At 71.6% G+C, this 11,407-nt stretch carries 9 protein-coding genes; 3 read left to right on the top strand and 6 right to left on the bottom strand.

The annotated features are described in order from the left end of the window. A partial coding sequence (locus VF697_RS27870) for a M4 family metallopeptidase (protein ID WP_331099768.1) occupies window positions 1-1,174 on the top strand: 1,174 nt, incomplete at its 5' end. A gap of 78 nt (window positions 1,175-1,252) precedes the next feature. On the opposite strand, the gene VF697_RS27865 is transcribed toward VF697_RS27870, so the two are convergent. From VF697_RS27865 to VF697_RS27850, 4 genes are all read right to left on the bottom strand, one after another. Beyond that, window positions 1,253-1,735, bottom strand: a complete 483-nt coding sequence (locus VF697_RS27865) for a hypothetical protein (RefSeq protein WP_331099767.1) — start codon at window positions 1,733-1,735, stop codon at window positions 1,253-1,255. Between the two features lie 300 nt (window positions 1,736-2,035). After that, complete coding sequence (locus VF697_RS27860; RefSeq protein WP_331099766.1) at window positions 2,036-3,037, bottom strand: metal-dependent hydrolase; 1,002 nt, start codon at window positions 3,035-3,037, stop codon at window positions 2,036-2,038. 4 nt (window positions 3,038-3,041) lie between these two features. Beyond that, a complete protein-coding gene (locus VF697_RS27855; RefSeq protein WP_331099765.1) occupies window positions 3,042-3,854 on the bottom strand; it encodes a hypothetical protein in 813 nt (270 codons plus the stop codon). A gap of 1 nt (window position 3,855) precedes the next feature. Further along, window positions 3,856-5,661, bottom strand: a complete 1,806-nt coding sequence (locus VF697_RS27850; protein WP_331099764.1) for an acyl-CoA dehydrogenase — start codon at window positions 5,659-5,661, stop codon at window positions 3,856-3,858. A 200-nt stretch (window positions 5,662-5,861) separates the two neighbouring features. Between VF697_RS27850 and VF697_RS27845 the strand changes: the two genes are divergently transcribed. Continuing rightward, complete coding sequence (locus VF697_RS27845; RefSeq protein ID WP_331099763.1) at window positions 5,862-6,305, top strand: hypothetical protein; 444 nt, start codon at window positions 5,862-5,864, stop codon at window positions 6,303-6,305. Here the strand turns inward: VF697_RS27845 and VF697_RS27840 are convergent. Together VF697_RS27840 and VF697_RS27835 are read right to left on the bottom strand one after the other, a co-directional pair. Further along, window positions 6,299-6,895, bottom strand: coding sequence for a Uma2 family endonuclease (locus VF697_RS27840; RefSeq protein ID WP_331099762.1), 597 nt, complete (start codon window positions 6,893-6,895; stop codon window positions 6,299-6,301). The genes VF697_RS27845 and VF697_RS27840 overlap by 7 nt on opposite strands. Before the next feature lie 111 nt (window positions 6,896-7,006). Beyond that, entirely contained in the window at window positions 7,007-9,046 is a 2,040-nt protein-coding gene (locus VF697_RS27835; RefSeq protein WP_331099761.1) for a TonB-dependent receptor, read from the bottom strand. A gap of 241 nt (window positions 9,047-9,287) precedes the next feature. Here VF697_RS27835 and VF697_RS27830 point away from each other — a divergent pair. After that, window positions 9,288-11,407 (top strand): PAS domain-containing protein (locus VF697_RS27830; RefSeq protein ID WP_331099760.1); only part of this gene is annotated, 2,120 nt, incomplete at its 3' end.

Genomic DNA, 11,407 nt, shown 5'->3' with positions numbered 1-11,407 from the left:
CTCCGAGTCCAACCTCACCTACTCCAACGAGTCCGGCGCGCTCAACGAGGGCATGAGCGACATCTTCTCCGCCTACTGCGAGAGCTGGACCAAGGGCTGGGGGATGGACGCCCCCGTCTGGATGATCGGCGACGACATCTGGACGCCGGCCACGCCCAACGACGCGCTGCGCTACATGGCCAACCCCACGCAGGACGGCTCGTCGAAGGACTACTACCCCGAGCGCTACACGGGCTCCTCCGACAACGGTGGCGTGCACTGGAACTCGGGCATCGCCAACCTGGCCTTCAAGCTGCTGTCCACGGGCGGCACGCACCCGCGCGGCAAGACGACTGTCACCGTGCCGGGCATTGGCGTCCAGAAGGCGGGGAAGATCTTCTACGAGGCCAACGCCAACTGCATGACCTCGTCGTCGAACTTCGCGGCGGCCAAGACCTGCACCGAGCAGAAGGCGTCGTCGTTCTACGGGGCGGCGGAGCTGGACGCGGTGACGAAGGCCTGGGAGGCCGTGGGCGTGGGCATCGCCGTGCCGCCGCCGACCACCAGCCCGCTGACCAACGGCGTCGCGAAGACGGGCCTGTCCGGCGCCACGGGCAGCAACACGTACTACACGCTGGTGGTGCCCGCGGGGCAGGCCAGCCTGAAGTTCGACACCACCGGTGGCACGGGTGACGTGGACATGTTCGTGAAGTTCGGCTCGGCGCCGGACTCGGCCACCTACGACTGCCGTCCGTACAAGGGCGGCAACGTGGAGAACTGCACCTTCACCAACCCGGCCGCGGGCACCTGGTACGTGATGCTCAACGCCTACTCCGCCTACTCGGATGTCTCCCTGACGGGCCTCTACGGCAGTGGCAGCACGGGGGGCGGCACGCCGACGCAGGAGACGCGCAGTGGCTCCGTGGCGTCCAGCGCGTGGTCTCCCAGCTACAGCTTCAGCGTGACGGCGGGGACCCAGTTCAAGGTGGTGATGACGGGCACGGGTGATCCGGACCTCTACGTCCGCTTCGGTGCGGCGCCCACCACGACGGCCTACAACTGCCGTCCGTACGCCTCGGGCGCTTCCGAGACGTGCGACGTGGCCGTGCCCGCTGGCCAGACGACCGCCTACGTCGGCGTGCGTGGCTACACGTCGGCCACGTACAACCTGACCATCAACTACACCAAGCCGTAATTCCGGCGGACGGTGTCGTATGAGCGACGGGCGGTCCTCCTTCTCGGGGGGGCCGCCCGTCGTGCTTGCGGGGCCCGCCTAGCGCCGCACCTCGATGTCGCGCGCGAGGCTCTCGCCGCCTCCCACCAGGTCGAACGAGGCGCGCACCGGCATGCCCTCGGCGAGTGTCTTCAGGGAGATGTGGCGGCCCCGGCGCAGGCCCCGGCTGCGGCCGTCGATGCGCAGCTCGTAGACATTGCCCTCGTCGTCGCTCACCTCGATGGTGCCGGGGCGCACGCGCTTCACCCGACCGTCCACGGTGCCAGTGGCGATGGTGACCTGCTCGAGAGGCCGCTCGGTGGTGCCGCTCGTGTCGCCCGCGCGTGCCGCCGCCGCGGCCTCGCGGAACCACGCCTTGTCATCGTCCTGGGGGGTGGGGCGGGCAGGCTCGCGCTCCCAGGCGGCGGAGTCCGTCTCCAGGAGCTGCGAAGGATGTGGCTCCTCGTGTGTTCCGCTCGCCTCGACCGGTGACTCGGGCGTCTCAGGGAGCCTGGCCGTCTCGGGACGGGCGGCCTCGGGCATGGGGGCCTTCGGCTCCGGCCGCGGCTGCGCTGGCTGGACGGCCATGGCGGGCAGGACGGCCGCGACGGGGGGCGCCTCGGAAGGAGCGCAGGCCTCCGTGGGCGCCGAAGTGTCGCAGGCCGGACCTTCCGGCTCCGGTTTCCGGCATCCCGCCGAACAGAGGACACACCACCCCAGCAGCCCCAACCCCACGGCCCATCTCGCCATCCCACCCTCCCCACACTCGCCCGGGGGAAGGTGGAGCGCCAGGGCCGGCGCGGCAAGCCTCCCTCCGGAGCCCCGTTCCGTGGGAAAGCCGCGCTAGCGCCCGGAGTCCGGCGCACGCCAGCGCTCGATCAACTCTCGCGCGCTGCCGCCGCGCTCCAGTCGGGCCTCCGTCACGGCGAGGTCCGGCCCCAGCTCCAGGACGAAGGCGAGCGTCGGCTCGCCGCGCAGGTGGTAGCGCAAGTCTCCGATGCGCACCCGCGTGCGTCCGTCCGCGCCGGGGGCCGAGGAGATGACGGGGAAGCGGGCCCAGGCGAGCGCCTCGTGCACGGTGGGTACGGCGCGCACGGCGGCGGGGAGCGCGTCCGGGGTGGGCCGGGGGAGGCGGCGCTCCTCGCGCGGGGGCTCGTCCGGGGACACCGTCCCGGCCACATATTCGGAGGGGAGGACGGCCACATAGCGCCAGGTGGTGAGCGAGAGCCACGCGGGGAAGACCTGCACCCGCTCCGCCAGGGGCCAGGCCTCGCGCACCCGGGAGGTCAGCGCCGCCTGGAGGACGCCGCGCAGGCCCACGTACGCGGCCGAGCACGCGAGCCCCACGAGCAGGGCCCGCCTCCAGTGGACGCGGCGGCGCCAGGCCCACCCCGCGCCGACGAGGAGGGGGAGGGTGACGAGCGGGTCCACCACCATCGTCCAGTCGAGCGTGAGGCGCTGGTCGGAGAAGGGGAGGAGGAGCCGGGTGCCCCAGCCCGTCCACAGGTCGGGCAGCAGGTGGGCCACGCCGAGCGCGAGCAGGCTGGAGAGGTAGACGGGGAGGAAGCGGGCGCGGCGGAAGACGAGCAGGGCGAGCCCGGTGGCGGCGAGGGCGACGACGGGCGCGAAGGCGAGCGCGTGCGACAGGCCGCGGTGGGCGCGCAGGGCGTGGTCGACGGAGTTGGCGGCCGGCAGGAGGGTGTCGAGGTCGGGCAGCTCGGAGGCGAGGACGGAGCCGAGCAGGACGGCCTTGTCGGTGGGCGAGAGCGGAGCGTCGGCGGGGGCCTCGGGCCGGCGCAGCGCGGCGAGGGCGAGGCCCAGCAACCCGTGGGTGAGGTTGTCCATGGCCTCACGCTCCCAGGGCGCGAGCCACGGCGTGCACGTGCGTCCGGACGAGCTCCCGGGCCCGCGTGAGCGCCTCCAGGGTGGAGGGGACGTAGCCGAGGCACAGCACCACCTCGTCCTCGGGGGCGGCGCGCGCGCCCAGCGCGGTGTAGTCGAGGTTGCGCGAGACGGGCTCGCCCTCGGTGTCCGGGGTGAAGCGGCCGAAGACGGCGGCGTGGGTGCCCCGGCCGGGCGCGGTCTCCTTCAGGGCGAAGAGCTGGCGCACGGCCTCGAGCGCCTCGGGCCGGGCGGCGAGGGCCTCCGCGTCCACGGGCCCGGCGAGCTCCCACTCGAGCAGGCGCAGGCAGCCGCGGACGAACTCCACGTCGGTGATGACGATCCCATAGAGGTACCAGTCCGCGCACGCCGCCTGGACGAGTCGCGCCTGGGCGTCCGAGAGCCAGGTGAAGGAGGGGCAGGTGAAGGTCTCGCAGATGTCGGCGCGGTAGACGCCGCAGTCGCGCAGATCCTCGCCGCCCGTCACCTTCGGGTGGCCGAGGCACCCCACGCGCGTGTGCTCCGCGTCGAGGAAGCCGAGCAGCGGGCAGACGCGCACAGCGGGAAAGAGGGGAGGCGTGGCGTGGCGGGCCTCCAGCAGGGCCCGGGCCGCGCGCTGGTAGGCCTCGGGCTCCCGGGGCAGGGGGCGGAAGGTGGCCGTCTGCTCGGCGAGGCGCTCGGTGAGCGTGGCGCGCGAGTGGTCGCGGAAGTTGTAGAGGCCGCAGCAGGCCCCACAGGAGGCGCCGCGGCCGGGCTGGCACAGGTGGAAGGAGACGGACATGTCAGAACCACTCGGGCCGCATCCGGGTGTACGAGTCCTCTCCCGAGCGGCACAGCGCCACGAGGTTGGACACCCGGGGCAGCTCCGTATGGAGCCAGTACTGCGCCGCGGCCAGCTTGCCCTCGTAGAAGTCCCGGCCCTCGCCACCGCGCGCGAGGCCCTCGCGAGCCGCCGCCGCCTGCGCCAGCCACCGCCACGCCACCGCCAGCACCGAGAACAGCTCCATGTAGTGCGCGCTGTGGCGCAGCATCCGCTCCACCTCGCCCGCCATGCCCGCCGCGCCCAGCTCCATCGTCAGCGCCAGCACCTCGCCCATGGCCTTGCGCAGCGACTCGCCCCACTCGGCCTCCACGCCCGCCTCGCGCGCCCGCTCCACCGTGGCCTCCACCTCCTCCGAGAAGGCCTGCAGCGCCGCGCCGCCCCCCGCCACCACCTTGCGCCCCAGCAGGTCCAACCCCTGGATGCCCGTGGTGCCCTCGTGGATGCTGTTGAGCTTCTGGTCGCGCAGCCACGCCTCCGGCAGGTACTCGCTCGAGTAGCCGTAGCCGCCGTGCACCTGCACCGCCAGCGCGTTGGCCTCGTAGCCCTTCTCCGCGGGGAACGTCTTGGCCAGGGGCGTGAGCAGGTCCAACAGCAGCCCCGAGCGCCGGCGCTCCTCCTCTGTCTTCCCGTGGGCCGAGAGGTCCGCGTACCACGAGGCCGCCGCCAGCAGCGACATGCCGCCCTCCACGATCGCCTTCTGCCGCAGCAGCATGCGCCGCACGTCCGCGTGCTCGATGATGGGGCGCTGCGGCCGTGCGGCGTCCTTCTCCCACGAGGGGCGCCCCTGGGGCCGGCTCTGCGCGTAGGCCAGCGACTCGTGGTAGGCCACCGAGGCCGTCGCCACGCCGTTGAGGCCCACCATGATGCGGGCCTCGTTCATCATCTGGAACATGTGCGCGAGGCCCCGGCCCGGCTCGCCCACCAGCCATCCGCGGCAGTCACCGACCTCGCCATAGTTGAGCGCCAGGCTGGGCAGGCCCTTCCAGCCAATCTTGTGGATGACGCCCGCCACCCGCACGTCGTTGTCCACGAGGCGTCCGCCCTCGGGGCGGCGCGAGGGCACGGCGAAGAGCGACAGGCCCTTCACTCCCGAGGGAGCGCCCTCGATGCGCGCCAGCGTGAGGTGGACCACGTTCTCCGTGAAGTCCTGGTCCCCGCCGCTGATGAAGATCTTCGAGCCGGTGATGCGGTAGGTGCCGTCTCCGGCGGGCGTGGCCTTCGTGCGCACGTCCGAGAGGCTGCTGCCCGCCTGTGGCTCGGTGAGGGCCATGGTGCCCGTCCAATCGCCCCGGTACATCCGGGCCATGAACTCGTCCTTGAGGAAGGGCGTGCCGAAGGCCTCGATGAGGTGTGCCGCGCCGCTGGTGAGGCCGATGAAGCCGTAGGCGCTCAGGTTGCCGGCCATGAGGTAGGCCGAGGCCAGCGAGTACACCGTGAGGGGCAGTTGCTGGCCCCCCGCCTCGACGGGCCGCGTGGCCGCGAGCAGGCCGAGGTCGACGAGCTGGGGGTACAGCTTGCGCATCAGCGGGTGGACGTGGACGCGGCCGTCGCGGAACGCGGGGGGCTCGGCGTCCATGAGGCGGTAGGTGGGGAAGAGCACGTCGCGGGCGAAGCGACGCGTGCTGTCCAGGAAGAGCGTAAACGTCTCGCGCGAGTGCTCCGCGAAGGTCGGGAGCCGGCAGAGCGACTCCGCGTCCAGCACCTCGTAGAGCTGGAAGTCCACGTCGCGGTCGGAGAGCAGGGGGTTCGAGGTGGGGGCGTTCATGGGGGGAGTGTTATCCCATGGCGGCGTGGGATTACAGGAGAGCAGGTCCTCATGCGTCAGGCTCTCGCCTGGGCTTGGCGTGACGAGGAGATGCACGCCGTTCTCCCGCGCGCCGCTGCCAGGGTGTCAGACGACTCGAAGCTCACGAGATGCCGGAACGAGTCCTTTGACACCTCATATGCAGGGGCTAGGTTCCCACCGTGAACGTCGAACCTTCCCCCACGACTCGTCGCGTCGTCTTCGGCAGTGCCGTGTATGACGTTCTCGTTACCGCACCCTTCGCCACGCCGTGGACGGCGGACGCGGTGGTTTCCGTCACCCGCTCGCTGCACCAGACGCTCGGCCTGGGCGGCGAGGTCCCTCCGCTGTTCGCGCCAACCCACCTCCTTTTCGTGAGCCTCTTCGGCATCATGACGACGTTATGGGCGGTGGTGCGTCTCGTGAGGCCCACGCGCTTCCACGGCACCATCGACACGGTGGGCCGGGCGCTCTTCTCCCTGTGGATGGGTGTGGCACTCGCCGGGGGTGCGAGCCACCTGATCGCCGGCTTCCTCTTGGGGGAGCTGGCGTGGATGTTCGCCCTGGCCGGAGTCCTCCTCGCGACGAGGAGGACTCCCGTCGCACCCGCGGCGGAGACTCACTGAGAGCGTGCGTCACCGCTTGCCAGCGCCTGTCCCAACCAGAGCACGCCCAGCCCGAGTGGCACCGCGTCGAAGGGCTCGGCGTGAACCGTCTCCGCGCCCGTGTGCGTCGCGATGAGCCGCCAATCGGAGGGCTCGCGCCGGAAGACCTCCAGGGTGCGCGAGAGCGGATCCACCAGCCACGCATGCGCCACGCCCTCGCGGTGGTAGAGCGGCAGCTTGCGCTTGCGATCCACCTCGCGGGTGGAAGGCGAGAGCACCTCACATACCCAGTCCGGCGCGAGCGTCACGAAGAGCTCCTCGGGAGAGGGCGGCCGGGGCAGGCGCTCGCGACGCCACCCGGCGAGGTCCGGCACGAGGATGTCCCGGCCGAGGTGAAGCTCCGGCTCGAAAAGAATCCACCAGCCTCCGGGCCCTCCCTCCCCCAACGAGAAGGGATTGGTCAACCTGCCCACCAACATGGAGACGGCATGGGCATGCCCCGTGGCCGGCCTCGGCGAGGCCACCAGCTCGTCCTCCAGAATCTCCCCCACCCACCCGACCGGCAATGCCTCGATGTCCTCGTACGTCGCCGGCTTCTTCCCCTTCGCCATCACTCGCCTCCTGGTGGTTCAACCGCCGCGGGACGCTCTCCCCTCCTGACTCCTCCAGTCTACCCGGCCGTCTGACATCCTGAGTAGGGTCGAGCCGCCTCCCGCCAGCGCTCACCAGCGGTGCGACAGGCCCGCTCCCGCGTACACCGTCAGTGGCGGTGCCGGCTCGAAGTAGCGTCCCCGGCTCGCGTTCACCCGCACGTTGTCGCTGTAGCGCGCCGACAGGAGGTTCTGCAGCCCCAGGAACGGGCTCACCTCGAAGACCCCCATGGGGAAACGGTGCCCCAGCCGCGCGTTCACCACCCAGGCGGTGTGCTCGCGCACCGTGTTCGCGTCGTCCGCGTACAGCCCGCCCACGCTGTACGTCTCCACCGCCGCCAGCGCCCCGCTCGCGTGCTGGTACACCGCCTCCGCTCCCACCTGGTGGGCCGGAATGCCCGGCACCTGCTTGCCCCGGAGCTGCTTCCCCTGCGGCGCGTAGTCGCGGAACGTCGCCTGCAGCGCGTTGTACGCCGCGCGTACCCGGAACTCCTGTGTCAGCTTCGCCTCCAGTGCCACCTCCGCCCCCAGGTGTCGCGAGCGCCCCGTGTTGCGGAAGTATGCCCGGGCGTTCTCGTCCTCGAAGCGCACCAGCCCGTCTCGGACCCGCACCGCGTACAGCGCCACGTCGTAGCGCAGCCGGCCCCACAGCGTCCCGCGCGCCCCCAGCTCCACGCTTTCCGCGTGCTGTGGCTTCAAGTCCCGCGACAGCCCTCCGCCCGTCCCCTGCGGCAGCGCCAGCTCCGTCGTCGTCGGGGCCTCGAAGGACTGGGAGACGTTCGCGAACACCGACACCTCCGGCCGCGGCGCCCAGATGAGCCCCAGTCGTCCCGTGGGCTGTCCGAACGTCCGCGTCCCCGTCCCGTCCCCGTCCGCCTTCAGGAAGTCCGTCACCGCGTAGCGCGACACGTCGTACCGCGCCCCCGCCACCAGCGTGAGGCGCTCGCGCAGCTCCAGCTCCTCCTGCGCGAAGAGGCCCAGCGCCGTCACGTCCTCGTCCTGGTCGAGCTGCGACGTGCTCCCGGGCTGGCCGTCCACGTTGTCGAAGTTCTTCCGCCGGTCCGCCTGCGCATGCAACTCCGTCCCCAGGGTGAAGCGGCTGCGCAGGCCGAGCAGCGGCGCCCGGTTGCCGTAGCGCACCGCCACCCCGTCGAACCTCCGGTCGAACGCCACCACCACCGAGGGCAGCGCGTTCTGGAAGCGCCGCAGCGCCAGGAAGCCATTCGCCTCCACCTCGTGGGACTCGCCCAGGCGCCGACGGTACGTCAGCCCCAGCCGGCCCTGCCGCACCGACTCGCCCGCGCGGAAGAGCAGGTGGGTGGGCGAGGCCTGCCGCGGATCCGCCTCCGCCTCCTCCCGCGTCAGCCCGCCCGCGTCCCCCGCCTCGGGTGCGTCCACCAGCGACAGCACCGCCTTCAGCTCCGAGCGCTCATCCGGCGCCCATTGCACCTTCCCATTCAGCAGCACCTGCTCCGTGCCCGACAGCCGCCGCCAGCCCCGCTGCGTCAGCCGCGACGCGCTCACCAGCCAGCGCACGTCCCCGCTCTTCCCCCCGCCCTTCACGTGCAGCTTCCACAGGCCCTCGTCCCCGTGCAGCGTCCGCGCCTCCACGAAGGGCCGCTCCGGGCCCTCCTCCGTGGTGATGCTCACCACGCCGCCCGCCGCGTTGCCGTACAGCGACGAGGCCAGCCCCCGCAGCACCTCGATGCGCTCCGCCGAGGCCAGGTCCAGGCTGTCCACGTTCGTCTGCCCGTCCGGCATCGTCTCCGGGAAGCCGTCCACCACCACCGTCACGCCCCGGATGCCGAAGGCCGAGCGTGCCCCGAAGCCGCGGATGGAGAGCCGCAGGTCCTGCGAGTAGTTGTTGCGGCTCTGCACGACGAGCCCCGGTGTCGCCACCAGCCCCTCGTACAGTCCCAGCGTGGGGCGAGCGTCTTGAATGTCCTCCCGCTCCACCACGCTCACCGCCGCCGGTGTGCGGCTCAGCGGCGTGGGCACCTTGGGCGCCACCACCGTCGTCTCCTGGCTCGTGGCCGGTGGAGGCCCGTCCTCGGGGGCGGGCGTCTGGGACAGCGTGGCGGACAGCAGCGCGCAGGGGAGGAGCCAGGACATCCAGAGGGCCTTCGCGGGTGGGGACCGGGCGGGAAGGCCAGTGTGTACCGGCCCCAACGCGAGCGCACCAGCGCTCCACCTGCTCTCGGTGGAGCGAGCGGACAGGCGGGGACTCCTCTCATCCCCTCCCCAGCTGGCCAGTCCATCCGGTGAGTGTCCGCTGGTGGAAAGCTTTCGGCCCGGTGGAAAGGGAGGAGCCGTCCCGGGCTGTTCTGGCGCTGTTAAGGTCCCATCCCCCTTCATGAATCCGACCGAGCAACGAGCCCAGGATGTGCACACGCCGCTGAGTGAAACCCTGGGCCGCTCGGAGGGGGACATCTCCTTCCGGCAGATCGCCGAGACCATTCCCCAGCTCGTGTGGACGGCCCGGCCCGATGGCTTCCACGACTATTTCAACCAGCGTTGGTACGACTACACCGGCAGCTCTTTCGAGGTGACGCAGGGGGAGGGGTGGCGTCTGCCCTTCCACCCGGAGGACGTGCCGGAGGCGCAGCGTCGCTGGCAGCACTCGCTGCGCACCGGTGAGCCTTATAACGTGGAGTACCGCTGTCGGCGTCATGATGGGGTGTACCGCTGGTTCGTGGGCCGCGCCCACCCGGTGCGCGACAGTGCCGGTCGCATCATCAAGTGGTTCGGCACCTGCACCGACATCGAAGAACAGAAGCATGCCGCGACCTCGCTGGAGTTCCTGGCCCAGGCCAGCTCGCTGCTGGCCTCCTCGCTGGACTACGAGACGACCCTGACGGCCCTCACCCGGCTGGCCGTGCCGCGTCTGGCGGATTGGTGCGCGCTGGAGATTCAGGCAGAGGACGGTCAGGTCCAGCGGCTCGCGGTGGCCCATGTGGACCCGACGAAGGTGGCGCTGGCCCACGAGCTGCGCCAGCGCTACCCGCCGGATCCGAGCGATCCCCATGGCGTGTACGAGGTTTTGCGCACCGGCCGCTCCATCGTGTTCCCGGACATCTCCGACGAGCTGCTGGTGGCCGGCTCCCGGGGGGACCTGGAGCTGCTGCGCATCTCGCGTGAGCTGGGCCTGCGCTCGTCGGTGATGGTGCCCCTGAAGGCGCAGGGCCGCACCTTCGGGGCCCTCCAGCTCGTCACCGCCGAGTCCGGCCGGCGCTTCACCCCCGCGGACGTGGCCTTCGCCGAGCAGCTGGCCGCCCGCGCCGCGCTGGCGGTGGAAAACGCACGCCTCTACCGCGAGGCCCAGGAGGCCCTGCGGCGCAAGGAGGAGGAGCAGCGCAACACCGAGACGCTCCACCGCATGGGCCTGTCGCTCGCCTCGGAGCTGGACCCGACGCGGCTCGTGCAGAGCATCACCGACGCCGGGGTGGCCCTGAGCGGGGCGGCCTTTGGCGCCTTCTTCGAGAACCGCGTGGACGAGAACGGCGGGCAGTACCTCCTCTACACGCTCTCGGGCGTCTCCCGGGAGGCCTTCGCCAACTTCCCCATGCCGCGTGCCACCGCCGTCTTCGGTCCCACCTTCCGGGGGGAGGGCACCCTGCTGCTCGAGGACGTGACGAAGCACCCGGACTACGGCAAGAGCGCCCCCTACCATGGAATGCCCAAGGGCCATCTGCCGGTGCGCAGCTACCTCGCCGTGCCGGTGAAGAGCCGCTCGGGCGAGGTGCTGGGCGGACTGTTCTTCGGCCACCACGAGCCGGGGCGCTTCCAGCGCGTGCATGCCCACCTGGCGGAGGGCGTGGCCGCGCAGGCCGCCGTGGCCCTGGACAACGCGCGCCTCTACAGCGTGGTGCGGCAGGCCGAGGAGCGCTTCCGCTCGCTCATCCACGCCACCGCCCAGGCGGTGTGGGTGACGCGGCCGGATGGAGAGGTGTTGGAGGACTCCCCCACCTGGCGGGCCTTCACCGGACAGACACGCGAGGAATACCGGGGGTTTGGCTGGCTGTCTGTCGTCCATCCGGAGGACCAGGAGCGCGTGCGGCGGGGGTGGGAGGCGGCGCGGGCCCTCAAGCAGCCTTATGAGGTGGAGATGCGCCTGCGCCGGCCGGATGGGAGCTATGCCGTCACCCTGTCGCGCGCGGTGCCCGTGCTCCACGCGAATGGCAACGTGCGCGAGTGGATGGGCACCAGCACGGACATCACCGCCCAGCGCCAGGCCGAGGAGGCCTCGCGCCGGTTGGAGAGCGAGCAGCGCGCCCGCCAGTTGGAGGCCCTGCGTGCCGAGGTGAGCGAGGTGCTGTCCCGCGAGGACTCCCCCTCGAACCTGATGCAGGCCTGCGCCGAGGCGATGGTGCGCAGCCTGCCGGTGCTGCCCGTGGTCGAGGTGTGGGGGTGGAACTCCGAGGCCCAGGTGCTGATGCTCAAGGGCCACGCGGGGCTCCCCATGCCCGCCTCGTT

This window comes from Archangium sp., from assembly GCF_036388035.1.
GTDB lineage: Bacteria > Myxococcota > Myxococcia > Myxococcales > Myxococcaceae > Archangium.
This window is presented reverse-complemented; position numbering and strand designations above follow the sequence as displayed.